23 protein-coding genes and 1 pseudogene are annotated in these 23,292 nt (G+C 61.1%); 8 read left to right on the top strand and 16 right to left on the bottom strand.

The window, feature by feature from the left end:
• Positions 1–1,474 precede the first annotated feature (1,474 nt).
• Together AC3G88_RS21965 and AC3G88_RS21960 are read right to left on the bottom strand one after the other, a co-directional pair.
• Positions 1,475–2,005 (bottom strand): annotated as a pseudogene (locus tag AC3G88_RS21965) (ATP-binding protein).
• Complete coding sequence (locus tag AC3G88_RS21960) at positions 1,962–2,234, bottom strand: hypothetical protein (protein ID WP_488893970.1); 273 nt, start codon at positions 2,232–2,234, stop codon at positions 1,962–1,964. Before AC3G88_RS21960 ends, AC3G88_RS21965 begins: the two are co-directional and overlap by 44 nt.
• Before the next feature lie 232 nt (positions 2,235–2,466).
• Here AC3G88_RS21960 and AC3G88_RS21955 point away from each other — a divergent pair, with 232 nt between their 5' ends.
• The 5 genes from AC3G88_RS21955 (at position 2,467) to AC3G88_RS21935 (ending at position 6,162) form a co-directional block, all read left to right on the top strand.
• Complete coding sequence (locus AC3G88_RS21955; RefSeq protein ID WP_488893969.1) at positions 2,467–3,273, top strand: DUF6884 domain-containing protein; 807 nt, start codon at positions 2,467–2,469, stop codon at positions 3,271–3,273.
• Positions 3,270–3,626, top strand: a complete 357-nt coding sequence (locus tag AC3G88_RS21950; RefSeq protein ID WP_488893968.1) for a hypothetical protein — start codon at positions 3,270–3,272, stop codon at positions 3,624–3,626. The genes AC3G88_RS21955 and AC3G88_RS21950 overlap by 4 nt, the downstream gene beginning before the upstream one ends.
• 37 nt (positions 3,627–3,663) lie before the next feature.
• Positions 3,664–4,569 (top strand): tyrosine-type recombinase/integrase, encoded by a 906-nt coding sequence (locus AC3G88_RS21945; protein WP_488893967.1) that lies wholly within the window; start codon positions 3,664–3,666, stop codon positions 4,567–4,569.
• 29 nt (positions 4,570–4,598) lie between these two features.
• Positions 4,599–5,654 carry a hypothetical protein gene (locus tag AC3G88_RS21940; RefSeq protein ID WP_488893966.1) on the top strand — a complete coding sequence of 352 codons (1,056 nt, stop codon included), beginning with the start codon at positions 4,599–4,601 and terminating at the stop codon, positions 5,652–5,654.
• Between the two features lie 85 nt (positions 5,655–5,739).
• Positions 5,740–6,162, top strand: coding sequence for an HU family DNA-binding protein (locus AC3G88_RS21935; protein ID WP_488893965.1), 423 nt, complete (start codon positions 5,740–5,742; stop codon positions 6,160–6,162).
• 102 nt (positions 6,163–6,264) lie between these two features.
• On the opposite strand, the gene AC3G88_RS21930 is transcribed toward AC3G88_RS21935, so the two are convergent.
• From AC3G88_RS21930 to AC3G88_RS21895, 8 genes are all read right to left on the bottom strand, one after another.
• The gene (locus AC3G88_RS21930; protein ID WP_488893964.1) at positions 6,265–6,789 is read right to left on the bottom strand and encodes an HNH endonuclease; all 525 of its coding nucleotides are present in this window, start codon (positions 6,787–6,789) and stop codon (positions 6,265–6,267) included.
• 458 nt (positions 6,790–7,247) lie between these two features.
• Complete coding sequence (locus AC3G88_RS21925; protein WP_488893963.1) at positions 7,248–9,020, bottom strand: phosphoadenosine phosphosulfate reductase domain-containing protein; 1,773 nt, start codon at positions 9,018–9,020, stop codon at positions 7,248–7,250.
• Between the two features lie 118 nt (positions 9,021–9,138).
• Entirely contained in the window at positions 9,139–9,423 is a 285-nt protein-coding gene (locus AC3G88_RS21920; protein ID WP_153950212.1) for a hypothetical protein, read from the bottom strand.
• A 205-nt stretch (positions 9,424–9,628) separates the two neighbouring features.
• Positions 9,629–11,953 (bottom strand): sbcc family protein, encoded by a 2,325-nt coding sequence (locus tag AC3G88_RS21915; protein ID WP_488893962.1) that lies wholly within the window; start codon positions 11,951–11,953, stop codon positions 9,629–9,631.
• Positions 11,941–12,456 (bottom strand): hypothetical protein, encoded by a 516-nt coding sequence (locus tag AC3G88_RS21910; protein WP_488893961.1) that lies wholly within the window; start codon positions 12,454–12,456, stop codon positions 11,941–11,943. The genes AC3G88_RS21915 and AC3G88_RS21910 overlap by 13 nt, the downstream gene beginning before the upstream one ends.
• A 177-nt stretch (positions 12,457–12,633) precedes the next feature.
• Entirely contained in the window at positions 12,634–14,091 is a 1,458-nt protein-coding gene (locus AC3G88_RS21905; RefSeq protein ID WP_488893975.1) for a metallophosphoesterase family protein, read from the bottom strand.
• A 94-nt stretch (positions 14,092–14,185) separates the two neighbouring features.
• Positions 14,186–15,499, bottom strand: coding sequence for a recombination directionality factor (locus tag AC3G88_RS21900; protein ID WP_488893960.1), 1,314 nt, complete (start codon positions 15,497–15,499; stop codon positions 14,186–14,188).
• Complete coding sequence (locus AC3G88_RS21895) at positions 15,448–15,756, bottom strand: DUF7696 family protein (RefSeq protein WP_488893959.1); 309 nt, start codon at positions 15,754–15,756, stop codon at positions 15,448–15,450. The genes AC3G88_RS21900 and AC3G88_RS21895 overlap by 52 nt, the downstream gene beginning before the upstream one ends.
• Positions 15,757–16,407: 651 nt before the next feature.
• Between AC3G88_RS21895 and AC3G88_RS21890 the strand changes: the two genes are divergently transcribed.
• Genes AC3G88_RS21890 through AC3G88_RS21880 form a run of 3 tightly spaced genes read left to right on the top strand, consistent with a single transcriptional unit; the run spans position 16,408 to position 18,003 of the window.
• A complete protein-coding gene (locus tag AC3G88_RS21890) occupies positions 16,408–16,956 on the top strand; it encodes a hypothetical protein (RefSeq protein ID WP_066732830.1) in 549 nt (182 codons plus the stop codon).
• Positions 16,957–16,960: 4 nt separating this feature from the next.
• Positions 16,961–17,578 (top strand): hypothetical protein, encoded by a 618-nt coding sequence (locus tag AC3G88_RS21885; RefSeq protein WP_488893958.1) that lies wholly within the window; start codon positions 16,961–16,963, stop codon positions 17,576–17,578.
• An 8-nt stretch (positions 17,579–17,586) separates the two neighbouring features.
• Positions 17,587–18,003 carry a bactofilin family protein gene (locus AC3G88_RS21880; protein ID WP_488893957.1) on the top strand — a complete coding sequence of 139 codons (417 nt, stop codon included), beginning with the start codon at positions 17,587–17,589 and terminating at the stop codon, positions 18,001–18,003.
• Positions 18,004–18,098: 95 nt separating this feature from the next.
• Here the strand turns inward: AC3G88_RS21880 and AC3G88_RS21875 are convergent, their stop codons facing one another.
• The 6 genes from AC3G88_RS21875 to AC3G88_RS21850 all read right to left on the bottom strand — a co-directional run bounded on the left by AC3G88_RS21875 (position 18,099) and on the right by AC3G88_RS21850 (position 23,291).
• A complete protein-coding gene (locus tag AC3G88_RS21875) occupies positions 18,099–18,470 on the bottom strand; it encodes a hypothetical protein (RefSeq protein WP_488893956.1) in 372 nt (123 codons plus the stop codon).
• Between the two features lie 271 nt (positions 18,471–18,741).
• Entirely contained in the window at positions 18,742–19,716 is a 975-nt protein-coding gene (locus tag AC3G88_RS21870; RefSeq protein WP_488893955.1) for a DUF932 domain-containing protein, read from the bottom strand.
• 446 nt (positions 19,717–20,162) lie between these two features.
• On the bottom strand, positions 20,163–21,710 hold the full coding sequence (locus tag AC3G88_RS21865) for a hypothetical protein (protein WP_488893954.1): 1,548 nt from the start codon (positions 21,708–21,710) through the stop codon (positions 20,163–20,165).
• 72 nt (positions 21,711–21,782) lie between these two features.
• On the bottom strand, positions 21,783–22,136 hold the full coding sequence (locus AC3G88_RS21860) for a hypothetical protein (RefSeq protein ID WP_488893953.1): 354 nt from the start codon (positions 22,134–22,136) through the stop codon (positions 21,783–21,785).
• A gap of 66 nt (positions 22,137–22,202) precedes the next feature.
• Positions 22,203–22,595 (bottom strand): hypothetical protein, encoded by a 393-nt coding sequence (locus tag AC3G88_RS21855; protein ID WP_488893952.1) that lies wholly within the window; start codon positions 22,593–22,595, stop codon positions 22,203–22,205.
• Between the two features lie 225 nt (positions 22,596–22,820).
• Positions 22,821–23,291, bottom strand: coding sequence for a beta clamp domain-containing protein (locus AC3G88_RS21850; RefSeq protein WP_066732845.1), 471 nt, complete (start codon positions 23,289–23,291; stop codon positions 22,821–22,823).
• Between the last annotated feature and the right edge of the window lies 1 nt (position 23,292).

The raw sequence follows: 23,292 nt of genomic DNA, 5'->3' as shown, positions 1-23,292 counted from the left end.
CGACGGAATTCCGCTCAGTTTCCGCCGTTGACGGCCGGTATGGCCAACGACGCAGATGGGTCGCGAGGCGCCGATTGAGCCGGGCCTGGCCGATGAATCACGGCCGACGACGCGAGTCAGCGCGCCCTTCGAAGACAGCCTACGCGGAGGTATTGGTCGGTAGCCTGGTGCGGTGTGTTTCGGCGTATGCCGCTGGCTTGGAGTCGCTCGGAGGCTGCCCCCTTAGTGCGCCATATCGGTTCAACTCAAGGCTGGAGTGATGGGCTTTCATGGCTGATTCTCACTCAAGCCATACCGGCATCAGGGGCTTACTCCGCCAAGACCCCCAAATATCTCATTGGGGCTATGTCTGGAAAACTCGGCCATACTGAACTCGCCGACAATAGCAATACTGCTGCCGGCGGGCCACGCTGGAGCACAGGTGGCCCCTTTTGCATGGCGATGCCGCGAGGCCGGTGGGTGCCCAGATTTAGACTCCTGCTAAGTGTCTCTTCAATAACTTAACCCCAACCGAAGCGGTATTGTTGTCTCACATTGAATCGTTAAGAATGGCACATCGAGCTGAATTGACCCCGTCTCGACTTCCCCCCGGCGCCCATCTGAACTTGGGCGCCTATTTTTTTGTGCGCTGCATGCGAACCAGCGAACTCGCGCCGATCGCCCTTGACCACTGCCCTGCCGTTTCTGTTGGTATAGCTGCATTGGATCTGCAAGCGCTAACATGGGAGACGAGATGACCCTGTCAGTCGGTCAACGTAGGCTCATCGCCCTAATGTCGCAGGGGCACAAATTACTCATCCTGCGGTCTCCCATTGGCGGACGCATCGTGGGGGCTAATCTTTGGGAGCCTGACCGTAACACAGTGGTGGAATCCATTCCCCTGTGGAGAGTCGAGAAGCTCATTGCTCAGGGTCGGCTCCGGCCGAACGCGCTGTCTGGCAACCCGCCCGTCGAATGGATTGTCATGTCGACACCTTCGAAACGCGCAGCCGCCCCGCCGCAAGCTGAGCCCCGCAGGCACGACGCCGCATTACCGATATAGCCAAGGCGCGAGACATGACGAGCCGGCAACCGATCATCCCAAGCGGCCAGTTGCACCACAACTACGGAGTTGGCCTCGATACGATACCCCCACGTCCTATCGACACCACTATTCCAAGCCGGGTCAGACTTTCCAGAGCCGGCTAAGTCTTCGGGGCTTCGACCTTCAGTTGGTCTGCACCAACCTCATGTGGATAAAGGAAAATCTGCCATTTCTGCCGTAACCCTTCAGCCGGCTTCGAAAGACTGGTTCAATCCAGCTTCCGGCCACTGGTGGCAATATTGCAGACTGACAGAGAAGGGTCGGGAACCGCCGATTGGAGGCGGATAGCAGTAGTTCGAGCAAATTCTGGACTATGCGGCGCCCGTTATCTCCGTGCGTGTGCGTCGGGCGCGTGACTCACGGTTAAGCTCCCGCGAGAGCTCTGCGTGCTCACGCATGCGTTAGGCTGTTTCCCTTGATGTTCACGAGATGGCAGTGGTGGAGCACCCGGTCAATGAGCGCGGCAGCCATCACTTCATCCCCGAAGACAGCGCTCTTCGAATCCCTTGTTGGAAGTCAGTACGGTGGAAGCATGTTCATAGCGTCGGCTGATGAGCTGGAAGGCTGGAAGAACAGCACAGCGCCGCCGTGCGTGATCGGCAGGTAGCCAATCTCGTCGACGACCAGCAACGCCGGATGGGTTAGCACCGTGAGACGACGAAGCAGTTGTCCCGTCGCCTGCGCTTCCTCAGGTGACGAGATCAAGTCGATCAAGGTCCCGTAGTAGACGCGACGGCCCCGCTTGGCTGCGGCGACGGCCAGGCTGATCGCGAGGTGGCTTTTGCCAACGCCAGGAGGGCCAAGCAGGACGACGTGCTCCGCGCAGTTATCGGCATGAGCAGCACCGACAAAAACCGCCCGGAGGCGGCGACCGCGGCTATGTTTCGTCCGGGCGCTTGCCCCTCGCCGGTTCCATCCCAAGCCATTCCAGGCCGATGGCAATCGGTACTACCACCGCTGCGGCTAATAGTAGTCCGATCACGCGCTCCAGTAGGTAAAACAGTTCAGCGACCTGGCCGCCACCGTAAAAGCTAAGTGCATGCCAGCCCTGCGCCCGGTGCCACAGCACCAACGCGCCGGCGAGCATGCCGAGTGGCCAGCGGAATGCCGCCAGTGCCCCCGTCCAGTTGTCCTTGTAGCGTCGTCCCATGGTGTCATCCTGCCCCTACGGGGCGTTTTCGTCCGGCTGCCGGACCGGTACGGGGCGCATGCGCCAGTTTGTACTTTGAAGCTATCGGCAGCGCTCGGGCGGCGCTGTACCCCTCTATTTCGGGGGCGACTTCTATCAGGCGTCTTGGTACGTGTCGTAGCCGCAAGCATCGCATTCATAGTCGGCCACAGTGTCCGGTGGCCGTTAGGGACACCAGGAGATTCGGGCGCCCTTGACTTGCAGCGATCGGCCGTATGCTGGAAAGAGCAATTTTCGCTACACCGCAACGATGCCCGCAATCCAGTTCGATCTCTTTCCGCGCAACATCGCCGTGCAGTACGACCCGTCAGCGCCGCCGTTGCTGGTCCTTGCCTGTTCTGGAAGAAAAGCCGCGGTCCGCGCCCCTGCCCTGCAGCTCTACCAAGGCGTGATGTACCAGACCTATCGCGCTCACGTTCAATGCGGCGCTGCGCCGGCCGTCGTGATCTTGTCCGCCAAGCATGGGTTCGTCGCCCCCGACGAGGCGCTGGACCCTTATGACCAGCTGATGACATCTGCACGGGCTGACGAGATTCTGGGGCGGCTGCATCAGTGCGTGGACCATGTGGCTTGGCCCAGCCGAGCCAGTATGGTGTTTCTGGCGGGCGGACAGCACTACCGGCGTGTGATGCGCGCCGCGATTGGCGTGGTTGGCACGCCGGGGCTTCCCATCGGCGAAGTCAGTGGAGGGATCGGCTATCAACGCTCCCAGCTTGCCGATTTTCTTGACAGCCAGGCCCCTACCCTTGCCGAACCAATTGGTGCCCTCCCAAATGGCACACCGATCTTCCGTCGACATGGTTGGATCGAGGTGGGCGCCACGACGCGCCTGGTCTACCGTGCCGCACCGCAGTTACCTGCGTGCAAGGCGCGGGTGATGTCTCTCTTCGCCGGGCCAAGCGGACCCACAGCCGAAGTGGAGGTCGAGTGCGAGACGCGCGGCCGCCCGAAACTGAGCACGCGATGGGTGAGCGTCGCGGATCTGCGGGAAGCGTTATGAGCGATGCTGACAATCAGCGTGCCCTGCTTCTAGAAGCACGGCGTCTTGCTGAAAATGTGGACGGCACCGCCGACCAATTGCTTGCCCTCGCACATGCCAGCTACCGGGCTTGGACGCGAAACCGACGACTGCATTTTCCCGATCCCCGCCGTCACACACTGCTGCTCGAAATCCTTCGTTACTGCGCTGAATCGCACCTACTGGAGTGCCCACCGTTCCAGCAAAGCCGGCTAGAGGTGGTGGAGGATGCAATGGATGCCAGCTATCCGCGCTATGCCCGCCTGCGCCGTGCACGCTCAGGCGGGAGGGTACCCCCGCATCTGCAAGCAGCAGGCGGCGCAAAGCGCCGATAGTTGTATGATGGAAGCAATAGTCAGTATATAAATTTCTATGGATAAACTCTGGTTCACCGAACCTGCTAAGGCCTACGCTGATTGGCAGGCCCGCGAAGCGGCCGGCGCAGACCGCCGACCCTTCTCAGAGCAATCGATTATCCAGCACCGTGCCATGTTCGATCGGTTCCACCGACACCTGGTCGGGCACGGTGCAACGCTGGCCAGCTTCGGTGCAGACCAGATCGACGCGTTCTGGCTCAGCCCAGAGGCGGCCACGTACACGCCGTCCACTCGCATGCGGTACCTGAAGCTGCTCGACCGGCTGTGCAGGCATCTGGTCGAGGCCGGCATACGAAAAACAAATCCAGCTTCCGAGCTAGTCCTAGCGGGCCGCTGGCCGGTAGACGATCCCGAAGTCCATTTCCTTCCCGAGGAGGTCGACCAGCGCCTCCATAACTTCGTAAGGCCGCATAGTGGGGACTTGCCCGAAATGCTGCAGAGACGCGCGATCGTTGCGCTCTTTCTCGGCACTGGCGTCACGGCCAGCGAGGGACGTGCCGCGCGCATTCCAGACCTACACCCGAATGCAACCCCGCCATATTTGCACGTACCAGCACGCCCTCCCAAGATCTCCCGCACCGTGCACCTAGAGCCCTTTGCCATCGCCCCTTTGACCGCTTGGCATGCTGTACGACAGGACTCGCCCGTAGATGGCGACCTGCTGTTCACGCTCAAGCGCACCGGAACGCCGATCACGGACATGAGCCTTGGCAAGATTGTGCGCGAGGCCCTTGCTGCCATCGGACAGGACGTCGAGAACATGAGCCCGAGGATCTTGCGGAACACGTTCTGCCGGCGCCTGCTGATCCGTGGCGTTGCGCCTGATGCAGTCACAGAGCGGCTTGGCCTGGCCAGCAATCGGACAGTTGTGCGCCTTGCCGCCACGATCGACGAAAATTAACCCCTCTTTCGCTTAGCACCGGCAGCACAGTGAAACAAGACAGTCCTCAGTCAAACCGCGCGCTCGCCGCCCTTGCCCGTCTACATGACGCCGCCAAGCTACAAGGCCTTGTCTGCCACGCGACGGCATGGCGCGGCGTTAGCGCCACGATTCTCCTTGAATGCGCTAGTGGGCATCGCTTTGAGCGCAGGGCCTACGGTGTCCTATACAAGGCGCCGGGTTGTCCAGAATGCAGCCGAGCCAGCATCGCAGCGAAGTTCGACAAGATCGTGGCGGATCGCGGCGGCCAGTGTTTGAACGACGGTGGATTTCTCGGTGGCGCGGCGAACCATAGAATCCGCTGCCAGCGTGGGCACGAATGGAATCCTGAAGGGCGAAGCGTGTTGGCAGGCTACTGGTGTCCCCGTTGCGCCGGCAAGCCAACGAAGCCCACGCCGCACCGGCAAGCCTCAAAGTACGGCTTGGACGACTTGCACGCCAAGGCGGCCGAGCACGGGGGAAAGTGTCTCGCGGCCGCCTGGAAGACCGGCCGCGACCATTACCCATTCGAATGCGCAGCTGGCCACCGTTGGGAAGCGATGGGCTACAAAGTTCTCAAGCAAGGGAACTGGTGCCGGGTGTGCACCGACGCCCGACTAGGCGCACAACGGACCGATGCAGACGGCCTGGCGCGCATTCACGAAGCAGCCAAAGCACACGCAGGCCAATGTCTGAGTACCGCTTACCATGGAACCAACGCCTCATACCGTTTCCGATGCGCGGTTGGGCACGAATGGGATGCGCTCGGTAACAACATCCTCCAGGGTGGCTGGTGCCGCCTTTGCCGCAACGAGGGACAAAAGCTGGGCATCGAGGCGATGCGTGCATTGGCACGGGAACGCGGCGGCATTTGCCTATCGGACGTCTATCTTCATGGGAAATCCAAACTCAGATGGGAATGCCATCGTGGCCACGTTTGGGACGCGACACCCTCCGGCGTGAAGGCGGGCCACTGGTGCCCGTCCTGCGCGATCCTGAACACGATCGCGGCAAAGGGCCAACGCAAGCGAAAGCGCTATGAGGCTGTGGGAAAAGCGCCAGACTAGCGATTTCCCCGTTGCAAAATGCGTGTCTTCTTCGCTAAGCTCTGGCGATCCGGCACGGTGCCGGCATTCTCGAAACAGGAGCTCCATGGCAACGAAGAAGACGGCCGCCCCGAAGACTGCGGCAAAGAAACCGGCAGCGCCGGCGAAGAAGGCTGCGCCCGCAGCGAAGAAGGCGGCCGCCGCACCCGTGGCAAAGCCGCTGAAGGACACGTTCAACAAGTCGAGCCTACTCGCGCACCTGGTTGCGCAGGCGGAACTGGAGAAGAAGACGGTGCAGACCGTACTCGCCCACCTCGAAAGCACGATTGCCAGCGCCATCCACAAGAAAGGGGCAGGCGAATTCACGTTCCCGGGCCTGTTCAAGGTGTCGGCCATCCAGGTGCCGGCAACCAAGAAGCGCTTTGGGCGCAACCCCTTCACTGGCCAGGACCAATGGTTCGCCGCAAAGCCGGCGTCGGTCAAGGTGAAGGTGCGCCCGCTGAAGAAGCTGAAGGACGCTGCCCTGTAGAACTCCACGCTGCCATTCAGCAGTGAGGCCTGGCAATGCCAGGCCTTTTCGTATCAAAAAACCGCCGCTTGGTGCGCTAAGAGAGAATCAAGCCCGATGCTGCTATTTTCGATGGCTATCGGTGCGCAACTTCTCACGTAGCAATACCTTCCCGACCACAGGCAGGTCAGCTGCAAGCTCGTTACATTTCCGATGCGCGAGGGCCAAATTGGAGAGCCGATCAGTCCCCCCATCTGCTTTCGACAGAAGGTGCTCGACCGATGTGTCGCTATCCTCCATCGGCAAGCCGCAATAGAAACAATCTGAGCCATCCCGCTCTTGCAAGCGGGTAACCCTCAGATCCTTCTTCCGTCTCTTCTTTCTTGCGTTTCGACTAATCCCTGAGCGAATTGACGGGGCCACGCCATTTCCCGTCACCCGGGTCAACTGGATGGTGAAACGGTCCTCGCTGACCATGACAGCGTCGCCTTGCTTGACCAATGCCTCCGCACGCCCTCGTGTGCAGCTATCGAGCGATCGTCCATGCTCGTCAAGTACCAACACTTCCGTGCCCGCCACCGCGCTGTTCCGATTCAATCTTTGGGCGGGCAGTTCAGCCCCATGCGCTTCAGATACGGTGCGTAGCATTGGAGTATATCTACACCGAGAGGCGTCACTGCCCATTGCTCTCCAGCCATGTGGTCTGCATGTATCCTGGTTATGAGTTTGCGGCTGCTCAACTGGCGCCACGGTTTCTTGTTGTCAAATGGCTCAGCGCGCCTGTTGTACACCATTGCCCAGAGCAATCGCTGGGAATCTGGGTGTAGCCCGCTAATCTTGTGGTTAGTCACGAAAGCTGTTCCGTTGCGTTATTTGAGTAGCCGTGCCGGCTGTCAGAACCGGTCGCTTCTAGGGCTGCACTGCGCCGACTCTGGCATGTCAGCGGTGCCGTCGATGCTGCTCCAATTATCGCCACGATAGAGAGGATCTTTCGCCGGAAACACGCATGATTTACCCGAGCTTTCAGGGTCTCTGCTCCATATCGACCGCTTGCCGAAAAAGAAAAAGCCCCGAGCGTCGACGACGCCGGGGCTTCTTGAAGGGGCTTAGCACAGCAAAAGCTGCGCCGGTTCACTACTGAGGCCTCCCCAAACGGCTCGCGCCGCGGCGGGAATATCCTCCAAAGGAACAGACCGTGCCAACACGTCCTTGAGGTCGTAGCTCAGCGTCAGCCCCAGGCGGTCCTTGAACGCGGTTCGCCGGGCGATCTCATCGTGCTCCAGCTTCTGCGCGTGAGAAAGGGTCAAGCAGCCGAAATGCGCGTACCAGCGATACCCTGCCGTTACCGAGCCCGGCCCGCCGTCTGCGTCGTGCATATCGAGAAGCCGATCGACCTCGAACTCCGCAATGAGCTGAGCGGCTTCAGCGTCCACGTCAAACTGCTGCGCCGTCTGCAAGTCCAACACTGCCCGCCCGTCTGCTGCGAAAGCAATGCTGGGTTGGCATGCACTCCCCTCCGTCAGTGCTTCGCGCATGGGATCGCGCAAGCCGGTCCAATCGGCGTCGGGTGCGGAGTCGTCCCACTCGTTGCCAACGTGGAGAAATCGAGCGATCGGCATAGCGGACTGTTGAACGTCGGGAACGTCCGGGACGTCGTAACGGATTCCGCGTACCCGAATATCGCGGAGGTCAGCCCAGGTCGCGAAAGGCTTCGCAACACCGTTGAGCGACTGCATTGCGTCGACCGCGATCATCATGTCTAGCGGAAGCAGCTGGAACTTCGGTCGCTCCCCGACACTAGCCGCCCGCCGCTGCTCGTCGTAATCCAACTGCAGCATGTAACGAGTTAACGCGCGCAGCATTGAGGGGTGGTACGTGTCCGGCATCACCCTGACGTAGCCACCTCGAATGGTGCGCCCGATCCAATGGCGCCGCGACCAGTCGTAGCGAGTCGCCCGAATGAAGCGATTGAGCTTCTGCAGGCCTGCGGCATAGGCGTACCGGTCGTCGTAGGCCACCATATTCGCGAGGCTCTTATCCTCGGCCATCTGGCAAACGTGACAGCCGAGGCGCGCACCGCATTTCCCTTGCCGCCGGCCACCACCACCGTCCAGTATCGCGTCAGCCACGACAGCACACGAAGTCCCGACAGAATGGGCGTAGATGCGCCGCATCTCTTCGAAATCAGAGTACCCGGGGCGAGCACCACCAGCATAAAGGGAGACGGCCTCCCAGATATCGTCATCGCTCCAATGCGCCACCGGGCTGATGACCAGGTCACCATCCTTGTTGCGCGAGGCTGCATTGTCAGAATCCCCGCGCAGGCGCATCCCAGCAGCACGCCGCGTGCTTTCATCGTATCGACTGCCAAGGCATGTCACAGGCTCCGCGAGGCCCTGTTGGCGAAACTGACGAAACAGCTTTCGCCGAAAGCTCCGCTGCGGCCCGATTTTGAGGTCGGTCGAGCAGTCGCCTTGCGCGCCAGGAAAACTCGGCAACGCACGGCCGGATAGCACCTTAACTTGAAATGTCGAAGCCAGCGACGGCGTAACGATGTGTGCCGAAACGGCGATACCGTGCGCCTTTCCAAATGCACGCATACGTATCAGTTCCGAACGATAGTGCCGGGCGACTTCAGGAGACTCCACGAGAGTGTCCCCCGTCGTCACGACAACTGTCGGTTTGCCGCCGGCGCTGTGATGCAGCAACGCAGCATGCAGCACCAGGGCTGCGACGACACTGCTGTCCTTTCCGCCGCTGTACGCAACAACGACCGGGTGGCCAGCGGTGAAAAGCGCGAGGATGACTGCAATGGCCTTGTCGGCCTTGCGTTCAATAGGTTCGAACGCGCCTTGCGGGAAGAGAGAGATGGATTCCATGAAGGTCCTTAGGTGGACCAACGCCCCAACGGGCGCTGGACCCGTTGGGTTGGACCCGCAGTCCTTTGGGATCGGCGGGCAGTGGGATGCAGACGACGGACGATGGTCCGCCGGAACTTCAAGCCACCTTGCGGTGCGGCGGCAACAGGCCAAACTTGGCCAAGGCCTTGAGATTGGTTTCGATGTAGGTCACCATGCCGTCGATCTTTACCGCGAGGTAATGATCGAAGCACGCAGCTTCCTGCGAAACCTCCACTTTCTTCGCAGCCTTGAACACCTCCAGCAGCGCATCACGTTCAACGTTGTCACCCTGCCATCCAAAGATGCGGATAAACGTGTGGATCTTCCGGCGCCGCGGCAGCAACTTCTCGGCCTCGTCGGCCGTGACAAATATCTTCGACATAATTCAGAGCCTAAGAACAGGGCTACGCCTGTGTGGATAACGGTTGCGGGTTGCCCAAAGGCACCCCTTCGGAAGGGGGGATATGAACCTCATGACGCCGGATTGAACGGAAGCGGCGAGAAGACATTCCCAGACATTTGAAACGAAAAGAAATGCCCGCTCCCTTTCGGGAAACGGGCATATAGTTAGTGGATGGCGCCGGGCGCTACTGCAACGCCAGCGCAACGACATCGATGACGCCGTCGGCATCGTCTACCAGGTCGGGCGTCTGCGAGATAAAGTACTCCCGCTGATACCCACCAACTCGCAGCACTTCGCGCTTCATCTTCATGAAGGCGCGCTTGCGCTCCGGATCGAGCGGACCGTCAGCTTCATCGGTGAACAGCGTCTGGAAAGGCTGCTGCGCGTCCTGCGCCCGATACAGGGCGATTCCGCGCGTCAGGCACTCATTGATCCATACTTTCTGTCCACCTGACATCACGCCGAATTCCTTTGTGGTGTCGTTGTCGGCGTCGATCACGTTGATGGAGAAGCCCTCGCGCAGCTCACCACTGGCCAGTGCCGTCTGCGTTTGAATCGCGATGGTGAATCGCGGTCCATAGCAAGCCAACAGCAAGTCATTGACGATCTGCGTGATGGCCGGGCCCGCGTCATCGATGGACAACGCGATGACGCCATCGTTGCCCAGTCCTTTGGCAAGCAACTTCCATTGCGCGATCTGGTCGGAGATCGCCTGCGCCTTCGCCTCTAGCGCAGGCATGCCAGCAAGCTCAGAGTCCAGACGCTCACGCTCCGCCACCAACATGCTCTCCTGCCGAATCAGTGCTTCGATCCGGCCGGCAAACGCCGCGACAGCCTCCCGGCTGGCGGCAATCTGGCGGTCCAGCTGGGCCAGCATGCCGGTCACATCCTCTGTGGCCAGCGATGCTAACTCCCGACGCACCGCTTCGAGCTGAGATTGCACGTCCGCAATATCGCGCTTGTGGCGCTCAATTCGGGACGCGTCCTCCTCGCTCAATGCTGTCAGATCGCGTTCGGCCTGCGCCAACCCTCGCCGCGAAGCATCCAGCAACGGCTTCTTCGCGGCCGTCGCCGTGAGGCGCTGCAACAGCTGTTGGTCACGCACGAGGTGGGCCTCCAGGGAGGAAAGCGCAGCGCGGGCGGTAGCACGTTCAGACATTGCGGCTTGCATCGACTGCATGTGCTCCTGCTTCTTCCGATAGCTCTCGCGCAGTGCCTTGACTGATACAACCTGATCACCGAGCTTGGCCTTGGCACTGCGAGCCTGCGCCAGCAGTGGACAGGCGGCGTGCATGGGATCGTCCCGGCATGGCACGGTATCAATGACATCAGCTTGCAGCTTCAACGAATCGGCTAGCTTCGCGCCGGCGATGCCTTGCTGTTCCAGCCCCTTGAGCTCTGTACTGAGCGCAGCATGCTCGACCTGGACGGCATCGAGCTTCTCCACGATCGCGCGCTGGCGGGCAACTTCATCCTGCCTCCGCCCAATGGCCAGTTGCACGATATCCCTCTCGCCCGCAGCCGCCTCAATGTCGGCCGCGTCTGCAAGTACCGCACGATGGCTTGCCGCTTGCCGATCCAGATCGTGCCGGCGCGCCAAAGCACGTCCGGCAGCAGCCTGTTCATCGTCGGTAAGCGATGCGGCACGCTTGTCCAACTCTCCCTTGCGCTGGTTCAGTTCCCGCAACCGCGCTTCGGTACCGGCATTGGCGGCCTGTTTCGCCGCCAGCGTCGCGCGCTCTTGTAACAGCTTCGCGCCATTGGTCGTTTCCGCATCACGCGCATTGCGTTCGGCATCGAGGGCCTCGCCCACCTGCCAGATCTCGCGGGCCACCACAACCGCACGATCGCGCTTCCCCGTAAGGGTCAGCACGTCGCGCTGCAGGGTGTCCAGCGAGCGGGTAAGCAGCTTGGCGACCTCGGCTGCCTTCGCAGACAAGTCTCGCAAGTGATCGATCCCGAGCAGCTCGGCGAGCAGCTTCTTGATCTCGCTTGGCTGATAGCTGGCCAGCGGACGCCGGTTCTGGGCAGAGAACACACTGGTGAAGAAAGCCTCGGGTGAACCCAAGACGGCTTCCAGACACCGGTTGTAGGTATCCGCTTTGCCGTCCGACAGCGTGCCGTCGGCCATTTGGAACGGCTTCCAGACGCCATCGGCTTCCTTCTCAAACAGGTAGTACTCAGCCTTGCGGCTCTTGCCGGGGTTGCGAAATGCAAACGCGGAACGGTATGTCTTGCCGCCGTGCTCCCATTCCAGGTCCTTCTCCGCGCGCGGAGCGCAGAGATGATCCCAGTATGAGAATGCGTCGGCCGACATCTTGCTCGCGTGACTCGGCATGATGGGAAATGGATGCAGGTTGTCCATGATCGTCGTCTTCCCCGCTCCATTGGGGCCGACAAGGGCGATCAGGCCTCCGGGCAGCGTCGACAGGTCGACCGTGATGCTATCCCGATGCATGCCGTCGCGGATCCCGTGGAACCCCGAAAGCGTCAGCTTCAGTGGGCGCATTCGGACACCTCCGAGCCGTCGAAGGAATGGAGATAGTCCGACGGCACTTCCATGGCATCCTCATCCCAGGTCGGAACGTCAGGAAGCGCTGGCGCGTCCTGCTCAGGCTTATCGGCGATAGCTCGCTCAACTGAGCGTCGCGCAGCCGAAAACTGCTTGGCTGCAAGCTTCATGACAGCGTCCCAGTCCTGCAGGCCCGTGAGAGCGCGCAGTTCCAGCTCGCTCCACTGCGACGCCAGGCCATTGGAGAACGACCAGATCAAGTCCTGCAGTTCCTTGGACGGCGCCACGGCAAAGAAGGTGTTTCCACCCGCTTCGCCCAAGGCCATCACCAGCATGTGGTCGCGCTTGGCGATCACGGCGCCGCGGCCCGGGCCGAACGGCTCATACATCATGCATTGCGTAAAGCCGTGTTGTTCGCAGAGGCGCTTGGCCATGGCCGAGCGGTTAATAAAGGTTTCCTCGACAAAGAGCCAGTCGGGACCGGCGTGGTAGAGAATCATCTTGCACTCCAAAGAAATGACGGAGTGCGCCCCGGACGGGATGCACCCGCCTGGGTAGTAGAAAAGAAATGGGTACTGCTGGGTCGATGCGTCAGGGACGCGGGTAAAACCAGTTTTCGACAACCTCGAAGGCTGTCGGAACATGGCTTTCGCAATGTTCTAGGGATTGGCGTATCGCTACGCAAAAAGATCGTCGGTCAGCCAATTCATCGGCGTGGCCGCGGTCGCGATGGGTGGTGCAGGTCCCGTTACCGAGACAGCAGGTGTCGCATCGGGCGCGGGAACATCTTCATCCAGTTCCAACTCCCCCAGTTTCGCAATGAAGGGCAGCGCAGCAGCTTCCACAGCCTGCACCTCCTGCGTAGCGGGAATGGCGTTTGGCGTCTCAGCAAGGCCTGTGAGCACTTGATCGGCGATCGCCTGTGCATCGAGGTTCTGCAGCATCGACAGACTGTCCAGCAACGGATTTGCATCGGTGCCGGTCAACTCGCACCATCGCCCCAGCTTCTCGGACAATGTTGCGGCCCGGCTGATGCCTTCGGCGCGGCTGCGAACCGCAGGCAGCACGCGCGCTTCGAGCTTGACCTCCGCACTGGCGCCAAAGAGCGCCTCGATGGCGTCGCGATCCACTAACTGGCGATGCTCCTCGTTGACCGTCCAGCGGACACGCACGAACTTGTGGGCAGCGTCGACGGCCGTCTCGGCAAGCTTCGCCATGTCCGGTGGACCGTCGAAGTCGATGCATACGGTCTCGCTCGCCGGCGTTTGCACTTGGGAAGCTGTAGCCTCCCCCGGTGCAACCCGCCATTGCAGATAGCCTTTCGCGCCGATCTCGCCGTAATGGAACCGTCCGATTGAGCCGGGATAGGCAACCACCCTGCCCTCACGTTCCCACTGCTGGGCACGATGAATATGACCGAGCATGAACCCATCGCAGTTAGCATCGAACAGCGCGCCAATGGTGAACTCATGGTCGAGTCCGGCCATCGGCACGCCGTGCTCCGTCTGACAGCCGTTGACGGTACCGTGCGAAACACCAATGGTACGGACGCCACGCGACCGCCATTGACGGTTCATCGCGCCTGCAGCCGCCAGATAGTCAGCCAGGTGGTCGCCAACCGCCGTCGCAGCGTTCGCCACGCCGGCAGCGGCCGCCAAGACGGCCTTGTTGACCGTCGGCACGCAGGTGAAGACGACTTCCGGCAAACCGTGCAGCGTCAGCAGGCGGTCCATTTCCGCATGGCTGAAAATCGCGCCATCGCTCGGAAAGAACGCCTCGCCAATGAGTGCGACCTGGTGAATCCGATCCGCGACGTACACGGGGCGACTTGCACCGATCAGTCGAAACAGATCCAGCGTGCCGGGCGGTTCGTGGCTAAAAGTGCCCTGCAACATTAGGACAGGCATGTGGGCAGACAACTGGTGGACCCGCCGTGCCAGCGCAGAGAGCGCCGGCGTGTGCGCATCAAGCCTGTGATCCGTCGAGTCACCCGATACGACGGCTACATGGCAGCGACTTGCGATCGCGTCCTCTACCGCAAAGCCAAAACAACGATCCGCCTCCGCCAAGTGGCCGGGTGAATAGTGCAAATCAGAGAAATGCGCTGCAAGCAGGCTTTCGCCTTCGTTGAGCATCATGGAACCTCCAAGGGAATGTGCCGGCATGCGGCAAGAAGGAAAAAGGGAAGCCCATAGGCTTCCCTCAACTGCCGGCACAAGGCTGGCGATGTTACGTAGCGACGTCAGCAGCGATGGCCGCCACCTGCTCGCGGAAAGCCATCGGATTACCCAGGGCGGTGCGCAGTTCATCCAAGAACCGTTGCACATCCTGATCGCGCTTGGACCAACCGCGCCCAAAGGTCGCCGTTGCGAAGGCCTTCAGTTGTCGGGTGCCATCCTCGCTATTGAGCCCAAGACGCTGCACAAGATCGAGATACTCGCTCTCCAGGTCCTGGTTACCCGATTCCGTACCGGTTGCGAGCGCCGGCCCAGGGGGCTGATCGACACCAACCTCCGACGATCCGACGTGCGGGTCATCAGTGGCACCGGCATCGACGTGCAGAGGAACTTCACCGTCTCCTTCGAGCATAGCGACCGCCTGTTCCGCCAACTCTAGAGCCGGCGGGCGCCGGTCCGAGCCATCGAGCAACGCCGCAATATCGATTTCGGCATCCAGGGTGATGAGCCATTGCATCTGGCGCACCGGCATGCCGGTGTCGTCAATACGACTGATCTCGATCTCCTGCTTGGACATCCAGAACTTGACGCCGACGAGCCTGCCGCCGCGGGCCATCGCTACGGTTTGCATGGCGGCATGCGCCTTCTGCAAAACGTAAATGGACGTGGTTGGCATTTCGATGAGGCCGAGGCCAGAGATATGCGGGATCGCGAAGAAGAAGCTGGCCGAGAGGCTGCAATGACCAGTCTGATACTGCGGACATTCTTGAGGGTCGCAGATGCCGTCCGGAATCGCTTCGTCCTGGCGCAGGATGATCTTGCGTCCGCCCCAAGCGCGCTTCGCCCGGTTGGCCCGCTCATCACGAACTGCCGGCGCGTACATCTTGCAGTAGCGCATGCCGTCGGGACCGTACTCGGAGAAGAATTGCCGACCGCTTTTAGTCCACGACACGAGTTGGTTCGGCATGTTGCTCAGCCAATCGTCAAACGCGAAGACAACGGGGAATCGCCAGAGGCGGTGTCCATTGCCATCGCCACGATCCTCACCGTAGCGCTGGACAATATTGTCGGCCACGGCAGGGTTGGCGAAGTCGGAGCCGCGGCAGGTGAACCACGGGACGTTTTTGGGAACCAAGGGTGTTTTGATGCCGGTCGCACGGGTGATCTCGGCACCAATGCGCTCGAAACTCTCGCCGCGGGCAAGAAGCGCATCGTGGATCTTTACGGCCTGTTCTCGGTCCCGGGCAGCCTTCGTCAGGACTTTGATGCCGGGCCGGATTTTGCCAATGATGGGCGGCCGCATGGGCCGCTCTTCTAGCAGGCTTCGGCGTCCGCCGGGCTCGCTGTAGGTGATGGGTGCATGCATGCGTTTCTCCTGTCCAGGAATTGAACGACTTTTGCCCGGATGGACGCAGCATGCTCCCGAAGGCGCAGGGCTGTGTCGGCCCCGCGCTGGGTCGTTACGCGATTAAGGAAGTCCGCGCGTGCGGCTTCCGGAAGACTGGCGACATATGCCGCCTCACAAAGGGAGCGCCAGGCCTGCGGCATGTCCCGGTATTCGGGACGGCGCAGATCCAGCGTGGCCGCGATGGCGGCGGAAATCTCGGCGTTCTGGTGGTGCATGAATTGCTCCTGGAATCGAGGTCTCTCATCCAGAAACAAAAAAAGCCCGCCCCGGTTTGCGCCGGCAGCGAGCTTTGATGGCAGGAACCCGAACTGCCACGCCCCTTCCGGGGGCGTGGCACTCAGGGAGCGGCGCACTAATGCGCGCGGCTCTATGTTGAGGACGTAAAGTCGCCCTCGTGCAGCATGGTCACGCTGCACAACAACCCTTTTCGCGAACCCACAGGTTCGGCCGCAGGTTCACGGATCGGCTCGACGTCTGCCGTTCTGCCTAGGAGGGGCCTTTGAGAGAGCTCCACATGGTCCCAGGCTCGAACGGTGTCCCAGCGTGCACTCATGAGAAGGCACAGCGAGGAACGCGTATTACGAGCTGATGAGGGGAAGTGTTCGGCGAAAACACTTAGCACAAGAGATATCCACACTGGTAGCCAACCAGTCGGCGCGTGCGCAAATGCACGACTTGAACAAAGAGATGGACTCGCCAGGAGTCAGAGTCGATGCGTCAATGACGCTAGGTGTGAAAGCATTGTGGCACAGGACTTTCTTTCAAAACTGGCGAATGCTCGCCTATTTCGCGTAGCTTTCAAAGTCATGTGGCGTCCGTTCTTGTCCGACAATTTCGATTGAGAGAGCATCCAAAGACATGGACAAATGGCCGAACAAGATCCACCCAAGAAGCCCATCACCGGGCTCAGGCCCATTGAGCGCCTGAACAGCGAGGAACGCCTTAGCCGACTAACACCGGCAACGGCGTCCGCCACCCAACACGAATACTGCTCCAAGTTCGCTCGCGACTTCTTGGACGCGCATTTTTACTATTGCTCGTCCAAGTTTGTCGTCGCGCGCGGCGGGAAGGTCAAGGCGCTCGATGAGGCGTTTCGAGATGCAGAGGGATGGTACGCCAAGGCATTGGAGTGGATTGGCAGCAAGGACCAGGTCGAGATTCCACTGTTCTACGAGAGCCGGGAAGTCCAGGTCTCGCACTCTTTTGCCGGCCGCCTGCTTCGCTTGCTCATGCAGTACGACAGGCTATTTGCCGAGACCCTCTACGGCGTGAACTGCGAATCCATCCCCGCTGAGGCGCGTGAGAACACCACCGCGGTCGCCGCCAAACGAATCAAAGCCATCCAGCAACTGTGCATACCGGACACCGACAGGTTCGCTCCGGATGGCACCCTCCTCAACTCTCCCCGGAACTAGACCCATGGACATGCGCGAGATCGAGCAATTGCATGCTCAGTACGCCCAACCCACCCTGACCATCGACATTTCGCACTCGCCGGCCCGCACGGCGCCCTCGCAGTTTCGACTGGGCAACGGGACGAGCGCCTCTGGCGCTGATGGCATCTCTGCCTCTACCGGCGGTGGCAAGTCCGTAACGCCGCGAGCCCTGTGGGCCGTCGTATTCGCGGTCGGCGCGGCCGCGATGTTTCTCATCGGTAGCTCGATGGGCAAGCGCGACGCCCGTGGCCAGAATGCGCAACCTTCGGCAGTCGTGAGCGCGCCCGAACCGACGCCCGCTGCGCCCATCGATGCGCAGTCGAGCTCCGCACCGCACGAGTGGCCAGTGCGCACTGACGCGGCCAGCGCGGCCGCCGCTGTGCCTAGATCCGCCACTGCGACGCCAGCGTCCGCTGCCGACACCGCGAAAATCACGTTACCCCCGCAGGAGCCGCCTAAGGTGTCCTCGCCCCCGCCAAAGGCCGCTGCCGCGTCGAGTTCCGCGCCGGCAAAGGCCGCTGCGCCCATTGGGCCTGCGCAGAGCCCCCGCCCTGCTGTCTCGCAGCAGCCCGCCTCCGCCCGCGATATCAAATTGTTCTAAGAGCGCCAATGACCAGTACTCCAACTTTCAGCGTCCTGCGCGCCGGCATGAGCATTCACGGCGACCTCGTATCCGAGGACGGCTTCACCTGCCTTGCCCTCGTTACCGGCAACGTCAGAGCGACCCACGGCCTTCTCCATATCGGCCGTGGGGGTGTCGTGCACGGGGACGTTGAGGGTGAGCACATCATCATCGACGGGACCGTTGAAGGCGACGTCAAGAGCCGTGCCTCCCTCAGGATCAACGGGCGGGTGATCGGTCGCATCTTCTATGCGGGCACCATCCGTCTCGGTGAAAACGTGACGCTCGAGGGCAGCTCCATTACGCGGGTACCTGCGGTGGGCTATGTGCCACCATCCCCCTCCAACGAGGGGGCCTCCTCGATCCGTATCGACGAGACAGAGACCCCCAGCCCGAGTCCTTGAGGAACATGTTCCTTTCAAAAATGGCGAAAGCGGCGGTCTGAGACCCTTCTTTCAAAAGCAAAAGGCCCGACAACACTGTTGTCGGGCCTTCTTGCTTAATGCACACGCCGCAGCGTCATCAATTCTGCTTGCGTGAAAACACCAGGGAATGTGATCCACGGAAAATCAATCGCGTTTCCGGGATCCCTGAACGACAGATAGGGAAAGTTTCCATCCAACTGTACACGGAAGATGCGGCGGAGGCGGTCTTTGCCTCTGACTTCGTAAAGCACTCCATGTATCAGGTCAAAGACAACTGCGCCCTGACTGAAGGTCGCGGAAGTACCCTGGTTCTGCTGGAATCGCAGGTCCATCCAGGTGTCGTAGCTGAGGGACGTCAGGCGATCGCGGGCCTCGACGAGCCACGCGGTGTAGAGGCCTGAGAACTGGTCCTTCTCCAGGCTGGAGATCTCAACGGTTTGGTGCACGAGTCGCTCCCGTACTCGCTGCACCCTGTTCCCCGCCGTGCTACGGCAAACGTATTCGCCCCGTAGCCTGGCAATCGCGGCATCGTCTCCGCGAAAAAGCCAACGCGGATATCGTGAGTAGAAATCAATATGGAACATGGCAACGAGTAAAAGAAAAAAGCCCCGGGCTGTGCCGGGGCTTTAAGACCTGAAACGACCACTCCAGTACAAGACAACGGCACTGGAGGGGATCGCTTGAAGGTGAATAGAAGAATCGCTCGACGTCGATCGCTTAGGCAAGTTCCGCGAGCTCAAGGGCTGCGTCCCATGCGCGCTGCTTGAGCGTTGCGCCGGCACCGAACCACGCCGAATCCAGACGGTTACCTGAAGAGCGTGCACGCTTTTGATGGTCCACGTACTCGGTGACACTGTTCACTAAGCCCCAGGCGGTGCCCGAAGCTGATTCCAGCGCTGCGCCACGACCTGCTCCATCGAAGAGGTTGAGCACGGATTTCAAACCACGCTCGTTCATCCTCGCGGGCGCGTACGCATCATCCTTGGCCCACGAATAGGTGAACAGCCGCTGGAGGAACCGCTCCGACTCGGCCTGGCTGACCTTACGGTCTGCGAGGCTATGGATGTTGGCCAGGAAGCTGTCCCACGACGAGATGGCAATGCCGAGCTCCTCCTTAACGGCGCGCGGGTCGAACTGGCTCCGATGCGGCACCTTCACCGCACCACGATTCCTGCCCAGGGCGATCTGCAGGGTGTTGTTGCACACCACGCGGACAGAGGTGAACTGCGCCGTGGTCGCGAGCGTGCCATCGCACGCCGTCGCGAGCAGCAGGTAACCACGGACTTCGTCGCCGCCCTTGAGCATCGCCGACTGCCCCGTGCGAGCGAGCGCCCACAGCTTGCGGCCCTCTTTCAATACACCGGCCGTCTCGAGCTGATAGCCGCCTACCTGAACAAGGTCGCGGTAGAACTCAAGGATTTCGGCGGGTTGCACAACCTGGTACCGCTGGGACACCGTCGACAGCGGCTTGCCGTTGTCGGAGCGGTACAGCACCTTCTGCTCGGGGAACGATTTGATCGGGTCGAGATCATGGGAGCCAACGCGGTACATCACGTTGGTCTCCTCGATGCGCCAGTTCATGCCGGCGGCTTCTGCCCAGACTTCGAGCGGCTGATGCTCGGCCAGATGGTTTCCGAGGCCATGCCAGGGAGTTGCGCCGGCGTAAGCCATGGTTTGAACGAGATGGGACATGGAAATGCTCCTAGTATGGAAAGCGCGACCGACAGCCTGCGCTGAGGATCGGGAATGAAAAGAAGGGAAGATGAGAATGACGACCGCGCATGGGCGCGTTCGAGGTAGGACGCTTGCCATCACCGCCAGCGGCGACGAATGACAACGCGCCGGGTGGCTACTGCAAGATGGTATGCATGGGAATCACAGAGAGACCCACGGAGCCGTCCATCAGGGAGCGGTCCCTGTGGGCGGTTTCAAGAGATGGCCGGCATGCCGGCGTTTGGGGTCGATGCGTCGATGACGCGGGTAAAACTCGGTTTGGACTGAACGGCTTTCAGTGCAAACAGAGCTTTGTCGGTGCCGATAAGGCTATCGCGAAAGCGGCGCAGCGCAGCCGCTGAATGCTCGGCATTTGCATAGCTGTTTCAAGAAAAGCCCCCAGCCAACATGGCCGGGGGTGACGGTTAAGCAAACGCAGGTACGGCGTTCGTGAGGCGTGCCCGCGCATAATCGAGCGTGCCGTCCTTTGCACGCAACGGCCGCGACACGCGCTTCACCGGATCATAGATACGGTATCGCGTGACGTTGCCGCGCCGCTCGTCGATGAGCTGAGAGAAGCCCGCATCGATGCAAAAGTCCACGTACTCGCGTCCGTTCATAGTCTGCCCGGTCTCGAGTCGGTAGGTCGTGCTTTCGGCCAGCGACTTCGCATCGGCAACCTGACGTTCCGCCCGCTTGCGTGCTTTGTCGATAGCATCGTTCGCTTCCCACTGTGCCTGCTCTGCTTCGGAGAATCCGCAGAGCTCGAACAGGCGCCGGCGACGTTCGGCCGCTGTGCATTGCAAGACGTCGACACCGATTTCGTCACGCAGCGCGCGCTTGGAGTCGGTGTTCCAGTCTTTGGGGCCATCGAAGATGTGAAGCACCGCCGCGACATTGCGCTCCATGACTGCCAGCGCAACGCGGTTTGCCCAGTCGAATCCATAGCCGGCGCGGTAGGCCGCCGCCGCCCTGGTCTGGCGATCAAACTCGCGCTGGCTGATCCTTCGCCCTTCGCGCTCTTCGGTCGCCTTCTGCACGGCTTGCTGGTATTGCCGCTCGCTGATCAGACGGTGGATCCTGGCCGCAAGCCGGGTGACAGGCCTGGCATCGCCGCCTTCAAGGGGCCGCGCTGTGGGCAAAGTCAGCGGGCTTAAGATTCCCGCCGCGAAGAGGGCGTCATCGACATGCACATAGGTTCCGTCACTCGGAACATTGCGCAGCGCAGCGATCAACTTGCCAACGTTGTGCGTCGTGATCTCCAGCTTCTCGCCACGCATTGTCTGGCAGAGCGCTTGCAGCACGCTGGGCGACAAGGCCCCGCGCAGCGCTGGCACTTCGATCAACGAGCGCATCCAGAACTCAGAACGCGCATGGTGAGGATTGTCGCGATAGGTGTTGATGAGGCAGTCGCGTACCTTCTCTCCACGCATCAACGCGTAGGCCACATGGACTTCGTGACGGCAGTTTGGACTCGCAGCGGGGTGGTACAGGGGGCCATTCGTGCCATAGCCAAACCGGCGGATGAACTCGCCGCAAACGAAGTCGGCAATGTCGAAAGGCCCCTGCTCCTCGAAGAGATCGACCGTGTGGAACAGCGGTCCCGCATCGTCCTGGGACATGTCGATGGCTTCAGCAGGAAAGTACGCCAGGCGGCCGGCGGCCACCACGGCGCCCCACGCGGCCCGGCTCATCTCGTGCGGACGCAGGATCTTGCCGCCCACACGAACGATGAACTGATCGACCTCATCGAGGATCATCGAAAGGATCGCCCGACGGGTACCGGCCGGCCGCACGGCAAAATTGCCGCTGGCAAGTCGCTCGACAGGAATCACGCCACGTTCCACATGGCGCACTGCGATATCTTCGACGCGCGGCACGGCCTTGCCGTCGCGATCGTCGTTCAGGTACTGCAGCACGCCGGCGAGCGTCGTGCGATGCTCGGCACGCTGGCCGATGTGAATAACATACATGGAAGGCTCCAGTACGGAGCATGCCCCTTCGGGGACATGCCCCGAGAGGGTTGGAAGGAATGGTGGTACCGGTTAGGCCGGCTCTGCCGCTCTGGCGTCGTGAATCGCCTGCAACAGTTCCTTCGAAGTGATGCGCCAGACGGCACCGCGGGCGCTGCCTACGGCAAGCGTGCGAACCGGTTCGAAGCAATCCGAATCGAGCAATGCCACCACTGTGGTCATTGGCAGGCGCCACAGGCCGACAACCACCTCATTGTCCGCAAGCGTTTCGCTGGGGACGTTGCTAGTAAAGGTCTCGTAGAGGTCGCCGGTCTTCGATTCGATCAGCGACAGCGCAGCGCGGTCGTTCACCGCGTACAGCTCTACCGCGATGCGCAGAAGGCCAGGCGAGCCGGCGAGGCCGGTTCCGTCGATGGTGATGGGCATGGATAGCTCCTAAAGACCCATCGCCTTGCGGGATGGGCCCGCAAGGGTTGAAGGTGAAGGGAAAGGTCAGACCAAGGACGCAGTACGCGGTGCAGCTTTGGCGCGACTGGCAACGACTCGTGCCGCCGCAACCTCCGCAAGGATTTCGGCGTCGGCAATGCGCCACACATCGCCGCGGTCAAAGCCGACCTGATTCCACCGGCCGGTTTGCACAAACTTGCCTGTCTCAAGCAAGGCAGCCTTGAGATCGGTCGGCAAGTTCCAATCGCCCGTAACGAGAATCTCGTCATCGGCGAGATTGGCGTCCGGCAGGTTCACCGACAGCACGCCATAGGGCATTTCGTCGTCGGCGCAGACCAGCGAGATCGCGGGTCGAAGATTGGTGGAATAGACACTGACGCACAGATGCACGCCAGCGGGATGACTGGCCAGGCCTGCGCCATAGACGGTACGGTTCATCGGGATACTCCTTTGGTGGGGAGACGTCCCGACGGGACGGCGCCCGTGTGGGGTGACAAAGAAAAAACGCATCCCAAGGGATGCGTTCAAGCGGTGAGCCGACGAATCGGCTCCTGAGAAGGGATTGGCTTCAGTCCTTGTGGACACGACGACCGTTGCGGTCTGCCCAAAGCAAGAACGCGGAAATCGCGCCAGTCAGGACGAGAAGTGCGACACCGAACATGGTTAATCTCCTTTGGAAAGGACTGCGCCTACAACGAATAATACCGCAGCGCACAGGAAAAAGCAGAAGAGCTCCCATGCGGCGTGCCAGGACCAGGCTGGCATCGACTTAAGGTAGCCTGCGAAGCCGATCAGCGCCGCCGCCGAGAGGGTATGCGCGAACCGGCCATACTGCTGGCGCTGGTCCTTATGCGGCTCGGTAATGGCCCGCCAAGCCTGATGCAAGAAGCCATCCCGGCGACGGGCGGTGGTTGCAAGTGCGTAACGATCGGCATCCTGATGCACTAGCGGATACTTGTATCCATTGTCATGCGCGACGATCTCAAAGCGTTCGCCGGCACTTTTGGCGCGTTCGATCGAAATCGAAAACCGGGCGGGGAGCGTAACGATTCCCTGCGCGCGGTCGATCTGCGCTTTCCCAGAGACCTCCTCGCCGGATGTCGCCGAAAACGTCACTTTAATCAGTGTCGACATC

The organism is Cupriavidus sp. 86D6 (genome assembly GCF_057815095.1).
This window is presented reverse-complemented; position numbering and strand designations above follow the sequence as displayed.

What these genes read in the sequence shown, in the direction of transcription:
- AC3G88_RS21870 (WP_488893955.1), bottom strand. Translation starts at nt 19,716, where the DNA reads ATGTCCCATCTCGTTCAAACCATGGCTTACGCCGGCGCAACTCCCTGG.
- AC3G88_RS21930 (WP_488893964.1), bottom strand. Translation starts at nt 6,789, where the DNA reads ATGCTACGCACCGTATCTGAAGCGCATGGGGCTGAACTGCCCGCCCAA.
- AC3G88_RS21920 (WP_153950212.1), bottom strand. Translation starts at nt 9,423, where the DNA reads ATGTCGAAGATATTTGTCACGGCCGACGAGGCCGAGAAGTTGCTGCCG.
- AC3G88_RS21960 (WP_488893970.1), bottom strand. Translation starts at nt 2,234, where the DNA reads ATGGGACGACGCTACAAGGACAACTGGACGGGGGCACTGGCGGCATTC.
- AC3G88_RS21855 (WP_488893952.1), bottom strand. Translation starts at nt 22,595, where the DNA reads ATGAACCGTACCGTCTATGGCGCAGGCCTGGCCAGTCATCCCGCTGGC.
- AC3G88_RS21905 (WP_488893975.1), bottom strand. Translation starts at nt 14,091, where the DNA reads ATGCTCAACGAAGGCGAAAGCCTGCTTGCAGCGCATTTCTCTGATTTG.
- AC3G88_RS21895 (WP_488893959.1), bottom strand. Translation starts at nt 15,756, where the DNA reads ATGCACCACCAGAACGCCGAGATTTCCGCCGCCATCGCGGCCACGCTG.
- AC3G88_RS21945 (WP_488893967.1), top strand. Translation starts at nt 3,664, where the DNA reads ATGGATAAACTCTGGTTCACCGAACCTGCTAAGGCCTACGCTGATTGG.
- AC3G88_RS21850 (WP_066732845.1), bottom strand. Translation starts at nt 23,291, where the DNA reads ATGTCGACACTGATTAAAGTGACGTTTTCGGCGACATCCGGCGAGGAG.
- AC3G88_RS21890 (WP_066732830.1), top strand. Translation starts at nt 16,408, where the DNA reads ATGGCCGAACAAGATCCACCCAAGAAGCCCATCACCGGGCTCAGGCCC.
- AC3G88_RS21935 (WP_488893965.1), top strand. Translation starts at nt 5,740, where the DNA reads ATGGCAACGAAGAAGACGGCCGCCCCGAAGACTGCGGCAAAGAAACCG.
- AC3G88_RS21950 (WP_488893968.1), top strand. Translation starts at nt 3,270, where the DNA reads ATGAGCGATGCTGACAATCAGCGTGCCCTGCTTCTAGAAGCACGGCGT.
- AC3G88_RS21915 (WP_488893962.1), bottom strand. Translation starts at nt 11,953, where the DNA reads ATGCGCCCACTGAAGCTGACGCTTTCGGGGTTCCACGGGATCCGCGAC.
- AC3G88_RS21860 (WP_488893953.1), bottom strand. Translation starts at nt 22,136, where the DNA reads ATGCCCATCACCATCGACGGAACCGGCCTCGCCGGCTCGCCTGGCCTT.
- AC3G88_RS21880 (WP_488893957.1), top strand. Translation starts at nt 17,587, where the DNA reads ATGACCAGTACTCCAACTTTCAGCGTCCTGCGCGCCGGCATGAGCATT.
- AC3G88_RS21900 (WP_488893960.1), bottom strand. Translation starts at nt 15,499, where the DNA reads ATGCATGCACCCATCACCTACAGCGAGCCCGGCGGACGCCGAAGCCTG.
- AC3G88_RS21865 (WP_488893954.1), bottom strand. Translation starts at nt 21,710, where the DNA reads ATGTATGTTATTCACATCGGCCAGCGTGCCGAGCATCGCACGACGCTC.
- AC3G88_RS21885 (WP_488893958.1), top strand. Translation starts at nt 16,961, where the DNA reads ATGGACATGCGCGAGATCGAGCAATTGCATGCTCAGTACGCCCAACCC.
- AC3G88_RS21925 (WP_488893963.1), bottom strand. Translation starts at nt 9,020, where the DNA reads ATGGAATCCATCTCTCTCTTCCCGCAAGGCGCGTTCGAACCTATTGAA.
- AC3G88_RS21910 (WP_488893961.1), bottom strand. Translation starts at nt 12,456, where the DNA reads ATGATTCTCTACCACGCCGGTCCCGACTGGCTCTTTGTCGAGGAAACC.